Origin of the sequence: Arthrobacter sp. UNCCL28, from assembly GCF_900102805.1 — a bacterium.
In the GTDB taxonomy this organism is placed as follows: Bacteria; Actinomycetota; Actinomycetes; order Actinomycetales; family Micrococcaceae; genus Arthrobacter; species Arthrobacter nicotinovorans_A.
In genome coordinates, this window is record NZ_FMWE01000002.1 from 288,054 (window position 1) to 303,343 (window position 15,290).

14 protein-coding genes are annotated in these 15,290 nt (G+C 62.2%); 8 read left to right on the plus strand and 6 right to left on the minus strand.

What is annotated here, in order from left to right; genetic code table 11:
• Positions 1 to 20: 20 nt before the first annotated feature.
• The 5 genes from BLQ01_RS05995 to dxr all read right to left on the minus strand — a co-directional run bounded on the left by BLQ01_RS05995 (position 21) and on the right by dxr (position 5,000).
• The gene (locus BLQ01_RS05995) at positions 21 to 899 is read right to left on the minus strand and encodes a GNAT family N-acetyltransferase (RefSeq protein WP_026547305.1); all 879 of its coding nucleotides are present in this window, start codon (positions 897 to 899) and stop codon (positions 21 to 23) included.
• On the minus strand, positions 862 to 2,028 hold the full coding sequence (gene ispG, locus BLQ01_RS06000; protein ID WP_011774258.1) for a flavodoxin-dependent (E)-4-hydroxy-3-methylbut-2-enyl-diphosphate synthase: 1,167 nt from the start codon (positions 2,026 to 2,028) through the stop codon (positions 862 to 864). Before ispG ends, BLQ01_RS05995 begins: the two co-directional genes overlap by 38 nt.
• 46 nt (positions 2,029 to 2,074) lie before the next feature.
• Positions 2,075 to 2,368 (minus strand): YciI family protein, encoded by a 294-nt coding sequence (locus tag BLQ01_RS06005; protein WP_026541528.1) that lies wholly within the window; start codon positions 2,366 to 2,368, stop codon positions 2,075 to 2,077.
• 85 nt (positions 2,369 to 2,453) lie between these two features.
• Positions 2,454 to 3,785, minus strand: coding sequence for a M50 family metallopeptidase (locus tag BLQ01_RS06010; RefSeq protein WP_091550607.1), 1,332 nt, complete (start codon positions 3,783 to 3,785; stop codon positions 2,454 to 2,456).
• 30 nt (positions 3,786 to 3,815) lie between these two features.
• A complete protein-coding gene (gene dxr / locus BLQ01_RS06015) occupies positions 3,816 to 5,000 on the minus strand; it encodes a 1-deoxy-D-xylulose-5-phosphate reductoisomerase (RefSeq protein WP_026547303.1) in 1,185 nt (394 codons plus the stop codon).
• A 121-nt stretch (positions 5,001 to 5,121) separates the two neighbouring features.
• Here dxr and BLQ01_RS06020 point away from each other — a divergent pair, with 121 nt between their 5' ends.
• A complete protein-coding gene (locus tag BLQ01_RS06020) occupies positions 5,122 to 6,582 on the plus strand; it encodes a lipase maturation factor family protein (protein ID WP_091550609.1) in 1,461 nt (486 codons plus the stop codon).
• Positions 6,583 to 6,612: 30 nt separating this feature from the next.
• On the opposite strand, the gene BLQ01_RS06025 is transcribed toward BLQ01_RS06020, so the two are convergent.
• Positions 6,613 to 7,692, minus strand: a complete 1,080-nt coding sequence (locus BLQ01_RS06025) for a LacI family DNA-binding transcriptional regulator (RefSeq protein ID WP_091551135.1) — start codon at positions 7,690 to 7,692, stop codon at positions 6,613 to 6,615.
• Positions 7,693 to 7,973: 281 nt separating this feature from the next.
• On the opposite strand from BLQ01_RS06025, the gene BLQ01_RS06030 reads away from it, so the two are divergent.
• From BLQ01_RS06030 to BLQ01_RS06060, 7 genes are read left to right on the plus strand one after another with little or no spacing between them, the layout of a single operon-like run.
• Complete coding sequence (locus BLQ01_RS06030) at positions 7,974 to 9,293, plus strand: ABC transporter substrate-binding protein (RefSeq protein ID WP_026541524.1); 1,320 nt, start codon at positions 7,974 to 7,976, stop codon at positions 9,291 to 9,293.
• A 4-nt stretch (positions 9,294 to 9,297) separates the two neighbouring features.
• Positions 9,298 to 10,236: a carbohydrate ABC transporter permease gene (locus tag BLQ01_RS06035; RefSeq protein ID WP_091550611.1), complete on the plus strand. Its 939-nt coding sequence runs from the start codon at positions 9,298 to 9,300 to the stop codon at positions 10,234 to 10,236.
• Positions 10,236 to 11,135, plus strand: a complete 900-nt coding sequence (locus tag BLQ01_RS06040) for a carbohydrate ABC transporter permease (RefSeq protein WP_091550612.1) — start codon at positions 10,236 to 10,238, stop codon at positions 11,133 to 11,135. The genes BLQ01_RS06035 and BLQ01_RS06040 overlap by 1 nt, the downstream gene beginning before the upstream one ends.
• Positions 11,136 to 11,165: 30 nt before the next feature.
• A complete protein-coding gene (locus tag BLQ01_RS06045; RefSeq protein ID WP_091550614.1) occupies positions 11,166 to 12,386 on the plus strand; it encodes a Gfo/Idh/MocA family protein in 1,221 nt (406 codons plus the stop codon).
• Between the two features lie 11 nt (positions 12,387 to 12,397).
• Positions 12,398 to 13,402, plus strand: a complete 1,005-nt coding sequence (locus BLQ01_RS06050) for a sugar phosphate isomerase/epimerase family protein (protein ID WP_026541520.1) — start codon at positions 12,398 to 12,400, stop codon at positions 13,400 to 13,402.
• A gap of 56 nt (positions 13,403 to 13,458) precedes the next feature.
• The gene (locus BLQ01_RS06055) at positions 13,459 to 14,160 is read left to right on the plus strand and encodes a ThuA domain-containing protein (RefSeq protein WP_026547298.1); all 702 of its coding nucleotides are present in this window, start codon (positions 13,459 to 13,461) and stop codon (positions 14,158 to 14,160) included.
• A complete protein-coding gene (locus BLQ01_RS06060) occupies positions 14,145 to 15,248 on the plus strand; it encodes a Gfo/Idh/MocA family protein (protein WP_091550616.1) in 1,104 nt (367 codons plus the stop codon). The genes BLQ01_RS06055 and BLQ01_RS06060 overlap by 16 nt, the downstream gene beginning before the upstream one ends.
• Positions 15,249 to 15,290: the final 42 nt, after the last annotated feature.

Genomic DNA, 15,290 nt, shown 5'->3' on the forward strand with positions numbered 1-15,290 from the left:
GTGGGCAGAGGGCGGACGCCTCAGAAAAGGACAGTGGCGAAAGTGCCCACTTGCTCGAAGCCCACCCGCTCATAGGTGGCGCGGGCCTTGGCGTTGTAGTCGTTGACGTACAGGCTCGTCACGGGGGCAAAAGTCTTGGAAAGATTCACGACGGCGGCCATGTAACCGGAGCTCTGGCCGTGTCCACGTAATTCGGGATTCATCCACACACCCTGTACCTGCGTGACATCGGCTGTGACGGCGCCGAGTTCAGCTTTGAAGACCACAGTTCCGTGAGCATCAATGTGCACCAGGGAATGCCCTTGGCGGATCAATCCGGCAACCCGCCTGCTGTAGAACTCCTGGCCACCGAGGAAGGGAGAATAGCCAACTTCTTCCTCGAACATCGCGGCGCACGCCGGCAGGATACGGTCGAAGTCCTCCATGGTGCCAAATGCCAGGTCCGGATTGGCACCGATCGCCGGCCGTCCCGACATGGTCAGGAGCGGCTGGCATGCACGGATCTCGTGGGCAGAGTGGCCCAATTGTTCGAAACGTGAATAAAGCGCGAGCACGGTGTCTGCGGGGCCGAAAATGGAAGCGTACCGGCGACCGGTTTGGTGGGCAGCGGTCGCTGCATAACCTGCCAGGGCGGGATCCAACTGGACGGGAACCAGGTTGGCTCCGGCCCAGCAGGCGCCCAAGAGCGTTTGGTCGTCAAACACACCAAAAATACTGGCACCGCCACTGGTGGGCGCAGCCGTTCCCGTGCTGTCCAAATGGGCAAGGATGAACACGTTGGCTACTACGTCTTCGCTTGCCAGCGCGCGAAGAGCCAGGGTGTCGGCATTGCCGAGCACCCTGACTCCCAAGCCGTTCTCGTTACGAGACGCTAACCACGGGGCTACCCTTGACAGCATCTTCGCCATCGGCCTCCCCCATCTCTTCGGCGATGCGCATGGCCTCTTCGATCAGTGTCTCAACAATTTCGCTCTCAGGCACAGTCTTAATGACTTCACCCTTCACGAAAATCTGGCCCTTGCCGTTTCCGGAGGCCACACCGAGGTCTGCTTCACGGGCCTCACCGGGCCCATTGACGACGCAGCCCATGACGGCCACGCGGAGCGGAATCTCCATGCCTTCCAGTCCGGCCGTCACCTGTTCCGCCAGCGTGTACACATCAACCTGCGCACGGCCACAGGACGGGCAGGAGACAATTTCCAGCTTGCGGGGGCGGAGGTTGAGCGACTGCAGGATCTGGTTGCCCACCTTGATCTCCTCCACCGGCGGCGCCGACAGGGAAACACGAATAGTGTCACCGATCCCCCGGGACAGGAGGGCACCGAAAGCCGTTGCGGACTTAATGGTTCCCTGGAACGCCGGCCCGGCCTCGGTCACGCCGAGGTGCAAGGGCCAGTCGCCCTTCTCAGCCAGCATTTCGTAGGCAGCCACCATGATGACGGGGTCATTGTGCTTGACGGAGATCTTGAAGTCGTGGAAACCGTGCTCTTCGAACAAGGAAGCTTCCCAGACAGCGGACTCCACCAGCGCTTCCGGCGTTGCCTTGCCGTACTTCTTCATGATGCCCGGCTCCAGGGAGCCGGCGTTGACGCCAATACGGATGGAGGTGCCGTGGTCCCGGGCTGCTGCCGCAATTTCCTTGACCTGGTCATCGAACTTGCGGATGTTGCCCGGGTTCACCCGAACAGCAGCGCATCCGGCCTCAATGGCGGCAAAGACGTACTTCGGCTGGAAGTGGATGTCCGCGATCACGGGGATCTGGGACTTCCGGGCGATGATGGGCAGCGCCTCAGCATCATCCGCCGAAGGGCACGCCACGCGCACAATATCGCACCCTGATGCCGTCAGTTCGGCAATCTGCTGAAGGGTGGCATTGATGTCCGTGGTGGGCGTGGTGGTCATGGACTGAACACTGATGGGTGAGTCAGAACCAACTCCGACGGACCCAACCTTGATCTGCCGTGTCTTACGACGTGGGGCAAGGACGGGGGGTGGGGCTGCTGGCATTCCCAGGCTGACCGAGGTCACGTGGACTCCTTGGGTTGGGGTGGATCGTAATGGTGGTAGCGGCCTGTCAGGACGCGTGGGCAGCCAGGACGCCGATGATGGGGGACCACTCGGTGCTGCGGATGCCGGCAATCACGCCTGCTTCGGCAAACGGATCCTGCTTGAGGAGATCGTTGAGGCCGGCCTCGTCCACTGACTTGAAGATCAGGAGGGCGCCGGCGCCGTCACCGTAGGGGCCACTGGCCAGCAACGTGCCTTCCTCGGCCAGTTCAGCGAGCCAGGCGCGGTGCGCGGGGCGGGCTTCGTCGCGCAGTGCGCCTGAATCGGCAACATATACGTACTCAACAGCGAAAACAGTCATGGTGCTAGCCTATCCCGCCTGCTCTGCAGGAATTGTTCACAGCCCTGCCGATAATGTTCACAGCCCCCTCGAAAATGCTCACAGCTTAGCCAAAGATATTCACGGGCTTCACGATGTCCGCATAGATTAGCAGCGCGCCCATGGCCATCAGCAGCGCGGCTACGACGTAGGTCAACGGCAACAGTTTCGCGATGTCGAATGAGCCTGGATCCGGCTTGCCCCTCAGCCTGGCGACCTGGCGCCGTGCACCTTCATACAACGCCCCGGCTACATGGCCGCCGTCAAGGGGAAGCAACGGGATGAGGTTGAAGATGGCCAACGCGAAGTTGAGCCCAGCAAGCAAGCCGACCAAGGTACCAATGCGTGCCTGCATCGGAACTTGCTCCATGGCCGCAACTTCTCCTGCCACGCGGCCAACGCCTACCACGCTGATGGGTCCGTTGGGGTCCCTGGGCTCCTCACTGAAGGCAGCCTTTGCTACCCCGACAACCCGGGCCGGCAGGTTGAAGATCACACCGGAGATTTGTTTGATGTTCTCCCCCGCCATGGGAAGAACGGCCGACCCCGGTTGCGGCACCAGGGCGCTTTGGGCTCCGATGCCGAGGAAGCCGACTTCCTGGTACTGCAAAACTCCATTGGCGTCCTGCGCCTGGCGACCGTCAGGGCCAACGACCGGACGGGAGGAAAGCACCGGGGTCACGGTGGTCTGGACGGGTGAGCCGTTGCGTTGGACGGTGATGGCCACCTCCCTGCCCGCCGAGGCACGGATCCAGCCGGTCAGTTCATCCCAACTGGTGACGGTTTTTCCGTCAAAGGAAGTGATGGTGTCGTTCGGTTGAAGTCCCGCAGCTGCGGCCGGTGTGGGTTTGCAGTCCGCAGAGTCCGGGTCAACGGTCTCGCCGGCCGCAACCTGGCATTTGGAAACATCGGCAATGGTGGTGGTTGCTTGGGCTGTCCCGAAGCCCATGAGCAGCACGGCCAGCAGGATCAAGCCGATGATCATGTTCATGGCGGGCCCACCAAGCATGACGATGACTTTTTTCCACACCGGCAGCTTGTAGAAGACCCGGTGTTCGTCCGCCGGACCAACTTCCTCGTGCGCCATGGAACGCGCTTCGGTGGCCAGTGTCTGGAACATTCCCGTGCTTGAAGGACGGACGGCGCCGTCCACCTTGTTTGGCGGGTACATGCCGATCATGGAGACGTATCCGCCCAGCGGAAGCGCTTTGAAGCCGTATTCCGTCTCCCCTTTTTTCCTGGACCACAGGGTGGGGCCGAAGCCGATCATGTACTTGGTGACGCGCACTTTGAAGAGCTTCGCCGGCACGAGGTGGCCTACCTCGTGGAGCGCAATGGAAACGGCGACGCCTATGGCGACGAAGACGACTCCGAGAATGAAGAGAAGAACGGGACTCATGCCGGTGGGACTGCTTCCATAAGGGTTGGGCTACTGGGCGCTGTTGGCTAAACGATCAAGGGTACGGGCGCGTGCCCAGTCCTCAGCATCCAGCACGGACTGAACCGTCAGCTCGGAGGAGCCTGAATGTTCACTGAGAACCGACTCCACGGTATCCACGATGTCCGTGAAACGGATGCGGCCGGCATGGAAAGCCTGGACTGCTTCCTCATTGGCTGCATTGAACACTGCGGGGAACGTGCTCCCCTGTTTGGCTGCATCCTTGGCCAGGTCCACTGCAGGGAAAGCCACGGTGTCCAGTGGCTCGAAAGTCCAGCTGGTGGCCTTGGTCCAGTCGCAGGCTTGTGCAGCCCGCGGGACGCGGTCCGGCCATCCGAGCCCCAAGGCGATGGGCAGGCGCATGTCCGGTGGTGAGGCCTGGGCGATGATGGAACCATCGACAAACTGGACCATGGAGTGGACCACCGACTGGGGATGGACCACGACGTCGATCCTGTCCAGGGGAACATCGAACAACAGGTGTGCCTCGATGACTTCCAGCCCTTTGTTCACCAGGCTGGCCGAGTTCGTTGTGACCATAAGGCCCATGTCCCAGGTGGGGTGGGCCAGCGCTTCCTGGGGCGTGACGTGATGCAGCTGATCGCGCGTTCGGCCACGGAAGGGACCGCCCGAGGCCGTCAGGATCAGCTTCTCGACTTCCTGGGCAGTCCCGGACCGAAGGCACTGGGCGATGGCGGAATGCTCCGAGTCAACCGGAACGATTTGGCCGGGGCCTGCAGCAGCTTTGACCAGGGCGCCGCCCACGATCAGTGACTCCTTGTTGGCGAGCGCCAAGGTGGCGCCGGTTCCCAACGCGGCCAACGTAGGTGCCAGGCCAATGGACCCCGTAATGCCGTTGAGCACAACATCGCAGTCGATGGCTGCAATCTGTGTGGAGGCGTCCGGGCCGACGAAGACCTCCGGCTCAAAGTTCCTTATCCCGGCCACGGAGGCCGCCTCTTCAATCAGCCGGCGCAGCACCTGTGGATCACCGTGGGCAATGCCTACAGCCTGTGCCCGGGTATGGACAGCCTGCCGGGCAATGAGTTCCGGGTTTCCCCCACCTGCGCTCAGGGCCACCACTTCAAAGCGGTGCGGGGCAGCATCGACGACATCGATCGCCTGCGTGCCGATGGAACCTGTGGACCCGAGGATGACGATCTTGCGCGGCTGCATTGTTCAAGTATCCCAGCCCACCACGGAGCCCGCGACCGCGGGCTGGCCCCTGTGGGAAGCCGGGCCTATGTGGAGAAACGGTACTTCTTGACCATCATCCTTCCGCGCGTACCGTGGAACCGTGGAGTGGTTGTCCTGGTTGGATGCTTGGGACTACGAATTTGCCCGGCAGGTATTGCAGCGCGGCACCGCTGCGCTGTACCTGGTTGCCTTCCTCTCCACGGTGAACCAGTTCCCGGCCCTCCTCGGCGAGCGCGGCCTGTTGCCCGTTCCGGCTTTCCTGGAACTGGCACGCAAGCTGGGCAGGCCCACGCTCTTCCGCTGGCGCTATTCGGATGCGCTTTTGAGAACAGTCTGTTGGACAGGGATAGGGGTGGCAGCCCTGCTGGTTGCAGGGCTGCCGCAAACCGGCCCTCCGTGGCTGCCGATGCTGGCTTTCCTGACGTTGTGGTTCCTGTACATGTCAATCGTCAACGTCGGCCAGACGTTCTACGGCTTTGGCTGGGAGATTCTGCTGCTTGAAGCCGGCTTCACCGTGGCTTTCCTCGGTTCGGACCGTACGCCCCCACCAACCACCATCCTGGTCCTCATCGTGTGGCTGGTCTTCCGGCTTGAGTTCGGGGCCGGGATGATCAAGATCCGCGGGGGCAGGGAGTGGCGGGACATGACCGCCATGTTCTATCACCACGAGACCCAGCCGATGCCGGGTCCGCTCAGCAGGCAGGCGCACCTGCTCCCGCGGCCGCTGCACAAAGTGGAAGTGGTGGGCAACCATTTCGCGCAGCTGGTGGTGCCATTCTTCCTCTTCGCGCCACAGCCACTGGCAAGCATTGCCGCAGGAATTGTCGTCGTGACGCAACTGTGGTTGGTGGGCACCGGAAACTTCGCGTGGCTGAACTGGGTGGCGATTGTCCTGGCTTTCGCTGCCGTCAGCGACCCCGTGGTCCACGCCGTCTTTCCGTTCATCCCACTTGACTGGCACCAGGGCGCCGATACGCCCCTGTGGTGGTTCGCCGTCGTCGTGTCTGTGACTGTCCTGTTGTTGGTATGCAGCTACCGTCCGCTCCTGAATCTGTTCTCCAGCCGGCAGATGATGAATGCCAGTTTCAACCGCTGGCGCCTGGTCAATGCCTACGGCGCTTTCGGGACAGTGACGAAACAGCGCATTGAGATCGTGGTTGAGGGCACCATGGATGACGATCCCCTGGCCCCGGATGAGCGGTGGTCCGAGTATGGCTTCAAGGGCAAGCCCGGCGATGTCCGCCGACTCCCCCGGCAATGGGCGCCGTACCATCTGCGCCTGGATTGGCTCATGTGGTTCCTGCCATTGCGGACCGTTCACGAGGACTGGTTTTACGCCTTCCTGGACAGGCTCCTGGAGGCGGACAAGCCGACGCTTGGGCTGCTTCGCCAGGACCCGTTCGACGGCGAACGCCCCCGTTGGGTGCGGGCGCGCAGCTACCTCTACCGTTTTGCCAGCCGGGCGGAGTTCCGCGCGACGGGCGAGCGTTGGGTAAGGGTGCTGCTGTACGACGCTGTTCCGCCGGTGCAGTCAGGCCCGGGACGCCGGCTTCGGCGCTGAGACTGATTCCCGTGCCGGCACTGAGGCTGATTACCGTGCCGGCGCTGAGCCTGCCTCCCGTGCCGGGGCTGAGGCTGAATCCCTTGGCGGGGCCGTGGACTCACGAACCACCAAGTGTGTTGCAAGTTCGACGCGCCGTGAGTCGATGTCTTCACCTTGCATTTGGCGAAGGATGAAGTTCAGCGCCGATCGCCCTATTTCCTGGAGGGGCTGGCTCACCGAGGTCAGCGGCGGCGTGGACTCCTCGGCTTGGTAGGTTCCATCGAACCCGACCAGGCTCATGTCCTCGGGGATCCGGATCCCTTGCCTGCGTGCCTCGGCCAGGACACCCATGGCAATGCTGTCGCTGCCGGCAAACACGGCCGTGGGCGGATCTTCCAGTGCCACCAGTGCTTTGAAGGCTGCCGCTCCATTCTCGGGCCGGAACTGGCCTGCAGAAACATATTCATGCTCCACGGTGATGCCCTCTGCCATGAGTGCGGCCATATAGCCGTGGAGCCGGGCCTGGCTGCATTCGGCCGTGGCAGGACCGCCGATGTAGGCGATGCGTCGATGCCCCAGCTCCAGGAGGTGGGTGGCGGCGACCTTTCCACCTGCCCAGTTGCTGGCGCCCACGCTGAACAGGTCTGCGGGAGGGGGGTTCAGCGGGTCGATGACCACAATGGGGATTTGGCGCCTCTGGAAAGCTTCCAGGTGGGCTGTTCCGAATGCCGAGGTGACCACGATCATGCCGCTGCGGCCTTCGTCGACCATCCGCTGCGCCCGTTCTTCCGGACCCAGCGGCGGTGCTGCCTGCAGCCCGGTCACCGAAAGGATCACTTCCATGTCCGAAACGTTGGCCTGCTCCATGATCCCTTTGAGGACTTCCATGTTGTAGGCCGAGTTCAGGGAGTCAAACACCGCTTCGACGGTCCTCTGGACGGGATTGGCTTTGCGCTGGAGCGGGGATTTATATCCGGTCCGTTGCAGGGCGGCCAAGACCCGGGCACGGGTCCCCTGTGCCACGTCTTCACGCCCATTGACCACTTTGGACACGGTGGGCACGGAGACGCCCACCTCTTGCGCCACGGCGGAAAGGGTCAGTTTGGAGGGTCGTTCGTTGAGACTCACGGCTACCGCTTTCGAAAAGTTTCGGTTGATGACAGTCTGCATTGATGGCAGGGTTTTCGTCAACAGGACAGTAACCAGAACGAATTTGTTCCATAGAAGGCCTTGACGGTGATGCGGGTCACGGCTAAGTTTGGTGGGCACTTCCGAAAGGACTTACGAAACATTTCGAAAAGTTGCTGGAACCAGGGATCGAAGTCGATCTCCTAAACCGCGGAGTGTGGCTTTTTACACGCACAACCGGGCAATCAGCGTCGAGCCCGAAGGACGAATGGAAACTGCACATGAATAATCTAAAGTTGCGCACCGCCGGACTGGCCGTTTCTGCAGCGGCATTGTCGATCTCACTCGTAGCCTGCGGATCCTCCGGCCCGGCCGGATCGGGCGCCTCCGCGGACTCGGCTACCATGTGGGGACTTACCGGTGGTGACCAGCCCGTGTTCCAAGCGTCAGTGGATTCGTGGAACAAGTCCCACCCGGATTCCGCCATCAAGCTCGACTTCTTCGCCAACGATGCCTACAAGACCAAGGTCCGCACCGCCGTCGGCGCAGGCCAGGGACCCACGCTGGTCTACGGCTGGGGCGGCGGGGTCCTGAAGTCCTACGTCGACGCCGGACAGGTGGATGACCTGACGGGATTCCTCAAGGAGAACCCCGACGTCCAGAGCCGATACCTCCCCTCCATCCTTGAGAGCGGCGTGATCGACGGCAAGACCTACGCACTCCCGAACAACAAAGTGCAGCCCGTAGTCCTCTACTACAACAAGGAAGTCTTCGACAAGGTCGGAGCACAACCGCCCAAGACCTGGGATGAGCTGATGGCCTTGGTCCCTAAGTTCAAGGAAGCCGGCGTGGCGCCCTTTTCCCTGGGTGGCCAGTCCAAGTGGCCGGACCTGATGTGGCTTGAATACCTGGTGGACCGGATCGGCGGACCCGAGGTATTTGCCAACATCGCAGCGAACAAGCCCGGCGCGTGGTCCGACCCCGCTGTGCTGGAAGCACTGAAGAAGATCCAGGAACTGGCCGATGCCGGAGGATTCATCAACGGATTCTCCTCCATTGCCGCTGACAGCAACGCCGACCAGGCCCTCCTGTACACCGGCAAGGCCGCCATGATCCTGCAGGGCAGCTGGATCTACCAAGGCATGAAGAAGGACGCGGCCGACTTCGTCTCAAGCGGCAAGCTCGGCTACATCCCCTTCCCCACCGTTGAAGGCGGCAAGGGTGATCCGGCCAACGTTGTGGGAAACCCCTCCAACTTCTGGTCCGTCTCTTCCAAGGCCACCGAAGAGCAGAAGAAAACCGCCCTCGAATACGTCAAGGACGGAATGTTCAACGACGAGAACGTCCAAAGCCTGATCAACTCAGGAGCAGTGCCCGTGGTAACAGGTATTGAGGACAAGCTCGCGGCTTCCCCTGACAAGGACTTCCTGACCTACGTGTACGGCATGGCCAAGGACGCCCCGGACTTCACGCTTTCCTGGGACCAGGCCCTGAGCCCTGCCCAGGGAGATGCCATGCTGGCCAACCTGGACCAGATCTTCCTGAAGAAGATCACTCCTGAGCAGTTCGCTTCCACTATGAACGCGACAATCGGGAAGTAATCCAGTGTCGGCAACCAGCACCACTCCGCGCAAGGAGCTGGGCGTCGGACACACTGCAGGCACCCGTCGGACCCTGGAAAAGGGTCCGTCGGGGTGGCTGGCAGTCCCCGCCCTGGCCTTCTTCATGCTTTTCGCCATCCTCCCGCTCCTGGGAGTCCTGTTCCTGAGCTTCACCCGCTGGGACGGACTGGGAGCGATCAAACTGGACGGGCTGTCCAGCTGGAACACGGTCCTGGCCGATCCCGTCACCGGAAACGCTTTGTTGGTGACGGCCAAGATCATGTTCTTCTCCTTCATTGTCCAGGCCCCCATCAGCCTCTTGCTCGGGGTCTTCACAGCCGCCAGCCAGAAGTACCGCGCTGCACTGGCCGTCCTCTACTTCGTGCCGCTGCTCCTCTCCTCGGCAGCAGTGGCCATCGCCTTCAAAGCGTTGCTCGATCCGAACTTCGGACTCGGTCCCGGATTGGGCCTGCCCTTCCTCGCCCAGGATTGGCTGGGCAACTCGGACCTGGTGCTGTTCGTAGTGGTCTTCGTGATCGCCTGGCAGTTCGTGCCCTTCCACACCCTGATCTACCAAGGCGGCGTTCGACAGATTCCCGCTTCCCTGTACGAAGCTGCCCAGATTGACGGTGCCGGCCGTGTCCAGCAGTTCTTCAATATCACCTTGCCGCAGCTCAAATACACCATGATTACTTCCTCCACCCTCATGGTGGTGGGTTCCCTGGCGTACTTCGACCTGATCTTCGTGCTGACCGCCGGCGGCCCCGGCTACTCCACCAGGCTCCTGCCGCTGCACATGTACCTGACCGGCTTCAAGGCCAACGACATGGGAGCGGCGAGCGCCCTGGGCGTCATCCTCGTTGTCATCGGACTGGCCTTGGCTTTGTTCCTGCAACGACTCGGCGGCAAGAACCGCAACGCGAGCCAATTGGAAGGTGCGTAATGGCTGCCACAACACAATTGCCCACACCCCCGGCGACAATGCCACAACAAGGGACCAACCGGCGTCGGGCCCCAAAGCTTGGCCGCGCGCGGCCAAACTTCCTGGGCGGGCTGGGTGGCTGGCTGTGGCTGGCGGTCATCATCGTACCGGTGTACTACGTAGTGATCACCAGCCTGAAAAACCAGGCAGGGTTCTTCACTTCCAATCCGATGCTGCCTCCTGCCGAGCCCACCTTGGAGAACTACAAGCTGGTCCTGGAGAACGATTTCGCCAAGTACTTCACCAACAGCCTCATCGTCACCGTGGGCAGCGTGGTCCCGGCACTGTTCGTCGCCTTCATGGCCGCCTACGCGATCGTCCGCGGCAAAGGACGGTTCCTCGGCTGGACCAACAACGTTTTCCTGCTGGGTCTTGCGATCCCGTTGCACGCAACCATCATTCCCATCTATTGGATGATCACCAAGGCGCACATGTACGACACGCTGCTGGCGCTGATCCTGCCCTCCATTGCCTTTGCGATCCCGGTCTCCGTGCTCATCCTGTCCAACTTCATGCGCGATGTTCCCAACGAGCTCTTTGAATCGATGCGGCTGGACGGTTGTTCCGATTGGGCCATGATGTGGCGGCTCGCACTGCCCATGACCAAGCCCGCCGTCATCACGGTTGGCATCTACAACGCACTGCACGTGTGGAACGGATTCCTGTTCCCGCTGATCCTCACCCAAAGCCCCGACACCAGGGTCCTGCCGTTGTCGCTGTGGACCTTCCAAGGTGAGTTCAGCGTCAACATCCCCGCAGTGCTCGCCTCCGTGGTGCTGGCCACGCTTCCCTTGCTGGTGATCTACGTCGTGGCGCGCCGGCAGTTGCTCAGCGGCCTGACTGCTGGTTTCAGCAAGTAAACGGGCTTCCACCAACCAGAAAGGATTCAGATGACGGACCTCCAACCACTGCGCGTGGGCATGGTGGGCTATGCCTTCATGGGCGCCGCCCATTCCCATGCCTGGCGCACCGCACCGCGCTTCTTTGATCTTCCCCTCGCTCCGGAACTGACAGCCGTTGCCGGCCGGAACGGTGACGCTGTCCGGGCCGCGGCAGCCAAATACGGCTGGGCATCAACTGAGACCGATTGGCGCCGCCTGATCGACCGCGATGACATCGACCTCATCGACATCTGCACCCCCGGGAACACCCACGCCGAAATAGCGATCGCCGCCCTTGAAGCCGGTAAGCACGTCCTGTGCGAAAAGCCCTTGGCAAATTCGGTGGAAGAAGCCGAAAAAATGACGCTCGTCGCCCAGGCTGCGGCCGAGCGTGGTGTGTTCTCCATGTGCGGCTTCAGCTACCGGCGCACCCCTGCTTTGGCGTTGGCCAAGCGGATGGTGGAGGACGGCCGGCTGGGCGATATCCGGCACGTCCGGGCCCAATACCTCCAGGACTGGCTCAGCGACGCCGATGCCCCACTGACCTGGCGGCTGGATAAGTCCAAATCCGGGTCCGGGTCACTCGGTGACATCGGCGCGCACAGCATCGACGCCGCCCAGTGGATCACCGGGCTGAACATCACTGGCGTTTCGGCACTGTTGGAAACCTTCGTGAAGGAGCGCCCGGTGGGCGGTGACCTCGTGGGCCTGGGTGGCCATGGTGGTGCCGATGGTCCACGCGGTCCGGTCACGGTGGATGACGCAGCGCTCTTTACCGCCCGTTTCGAGGCCACGCCCGACGCCGGTGCTGCCGCCGGCTCACCGGGCAGCACCACCACCGGGCCCATTGGCATCTTCGAAGCAACCCGTTTTGCCCTGGGACGCAAGAACGCCATGCGCCTGGAACTGAACGGCACCAAGGGATCGATCGCGTTCGACTTCGAGGACATGAACTCCTTGCAGTTTTACGATTCCGCGCTGGAACCGGATGCAGGCTTCCGGAAGATCATGGTCACCGAACCATCCCACCCCTACACCGCCAATTGGTGGCCCACCGGCCACGGCCTGGGCTATGAGCACGGCTTCACGCATCAGGTGGTGGACCTCGTCACGGCCATCGGCGCAGGCGAGCAGCCCACGCCGTCGTTCGCTGACGCATTGCAGGTGCAAAAGGTGCTGGCCGCGGTAGAGGCGAGCGCAGAGAACGCCAGCCACTGGCAGAACGTGTGAGAGGAAAAACCATGAACCGACCCATCACCCTGTTCACTGGCCAGTGGGCCGATCTTCCGTTTGAGGAAGTAGCCCGGCTCGCCGGCGAGTGGGGCTTCGACGGCTTGGAGATCGCGTGCTGGGGAGACCACTTGGACCCGCAGCGTGTGGTGGAGGATGAGGGCTACCTGCAGGAAAAGCTGGACATCCTGGACAAGCACCAACTGAGCGTCCACGCGATCGCCAACCACCTCACCGGCCAAGCGGTGTGTGATGACCCCATTGATGAACGCCACCAGGACATCCTCAGCCCTTCAGTCTGGGGCGATGGGGATCCGGAGGGGGTCCGGCAACGGGCCGCCGAAGTCATGAAGACCACAGCCCGTGCTGCGGCAAAGCTTGGGGTGAAGACGGTGACGGGCTTTACCGGCTCATCCATATGGAAGTGCGTGGCCATGTTCCCGCCCGCATCCGAGGCCATGATCGAGCGCGGCTACCAGGACTTCGCGGATCGTTGGAACCCCATCATGGATGTGTTTGACGAAGAAGGCGTCCGATTCGCCCTGGAAGTCCATCCCTCTGAAATCGCCTATGACTACTGGACCACCAAGCGTGCCTTGGAAGCGATGGGCCACCGGCCAAACTTTGGCCTCAACTTCGATCCCTCCCATTTCATCTGGCAGGACCTTGACCCCACGATGTTCCTCCAGGACTTCGCGGACAAGATCTTCCACGTCCACGTGAAGGAATCCGTCCGGCAACTCAATGGACGCAACGGCAGGCTGGGGTCGCATTTGCCCTGGGCTGATCCCCGCCGGGGGTGGGACTTCGTCACCGCCGGCCACGGCGATGTGAACTGGGAGCCGATCTTCCGCACCCTCAACGCCATTGGTTATGAAGGCCCAACCAGCATCGAGTGGGAGGACGCCGGCATGGACCGGCTGCTCGGCGCTCCCCAGGCGCTGCGCATGGTCCGGGAGTTGGCCGGCATACGCCCTCCGGCTGCCGCCTTCGATGCCGCTTTTGCAACGCGCTGACCGCACCAAAGCACTGACTCACTGACTCACTGACATACGCCCAAACGAAGGAAACCATGACAAGCAACAACAAGACAGCGCTGGTGGTTCGCGGCGGCTGGGACGGACACCAGCCGGTGGAAGCCACGGAGCTGTTCATCCCTTACTTGAAGGCCAACGGCTACGAGGTCCGGGTGGAGGAATCCCCCAAGATCTACGCCGACCCTGACTACATGGCCACCGTTGACCTGATCGTGCAATGCATGACCATGACCACCATCGAGAAGGACGAGTTCGAGGGACTGCGTACTGCCGTCGAAAACGGTACCGGCCTGGCCGGCTGGCATGGCGGAATCGCTGATTCCTATCGCAACAACTCGGACTACCTTCACCTGATTGGTGGCCAGTTCGCCTGCCACCCGGGCAAGCATGCGGACGAGCGGATCGGTGAGCAGTCGGACAACTATGTCCCGTACACCGTTTCCATGCTTCCCGCCGCCTCCGAACACCCCATCACGCAGGGCATTGGAGACTTCGATCTGGTCACCGAACAGTACTGGGTCCTCTCCGATGACTACATCGACGTTCTGGCCACCACCACGCAGAAAGTACGCGACTGGGACCCCTGGAACCGCGAAGTCACCTCGCCGGCCATCTGGACCCGGCAGTGGGGCAAGGGCAGGATCTTCGTCTGCACCCCCGGGCACCGTGTGGAAATCCTTCAGGACAACAACGTCCGCACCATCATTGAAAGGGGCATGCTGTGGGCAAGCCGCTGAACATAGGCGTCATCGGCTGTGGTGCCATCATCGCCCAGTACCTGACAAACTTCCGCCGCCTGGATTCGATCAACCTGGTAGCGGTAGCGGATCTCGACTTCGCCCGGGCGCAGGCCGTAGCGGAATCCTATGACGGCGTCCGTGCGCTGTCCGTAGACCAGCTCCTGGCTGCTGAAGATGTGGAACTCGTCCTGAACCTCACTATCCCGGCCGCCCACGCCGACATCGCACTGAGGGCCATCGCAGCGGGAAAGTCCGTCTACGGGGAAAAACCGCTGGCTGCCACCACGGCCGAAGCCCAACAGGTGCTGGATGCGGCCGCCGATGCAGGACTCGCGGTAGGTTGCGCCCCGGACACAGTGCTGGGAACCGGAATCCAGACAGCCCGAAAGGCCATTGACGATGGACTGATTGGGGCACCAATTTCGGCCACCGCCACCATGGCAACCCCAGGCCACGAACGGTGGCACCCGAACCCCGATTTCTACTACCAGCCCGGCGGTGGTCCCCTGCTGGACATGGGCCCCTATTACGTCTCTGCGCTGGTCACGCTGCTCGGACCCGTGGTTTCAGTCCTGGGTGCTGCCAGCCATACCCGCAAGGAACGCACCATCGGTTCCGGCCCGCGCCAGGGACAAGTGGTTCCCGTTGACATCGACTCGCACGTCACAGGCATCCTGGTCCATGCCTCCGGCGCCATATCAACGCTGTTCATGAGTTTCGATGCCGTCAAGACCAAGAGCCCCAACATCGAGATCCATGGTGAAACAGGCTCGCTGATCGTCCCTGACCCGAATCATTTCGACGGCGATGTGCAGCTGTTCGCTTTGGGCGCGGAGGAATGGGAGAGTCTCCCGGCCTCTGCCGGTTATGTGGACTCGGGCCGCGGCTTTGGCATCGCCGACCTCGCCATGACCCCGGCCGGGCAGGAACCACGCGCCGGTGGCCAGCTGGCCTTCCACGCACTGGAAGTCATGGAATCTGTGCTCGAATCCGCCAAGAGCGGGCAGGCGGTACCGATCAAGAGCACTGCCTCCCGGCCCCCCGTGGTTGAACTGACGGACATCGCGACGCCGGTCCGCGCCTAGCGCTCAGACCACCCCCGCCGGGGTGGCAGTTGATGCCCATGT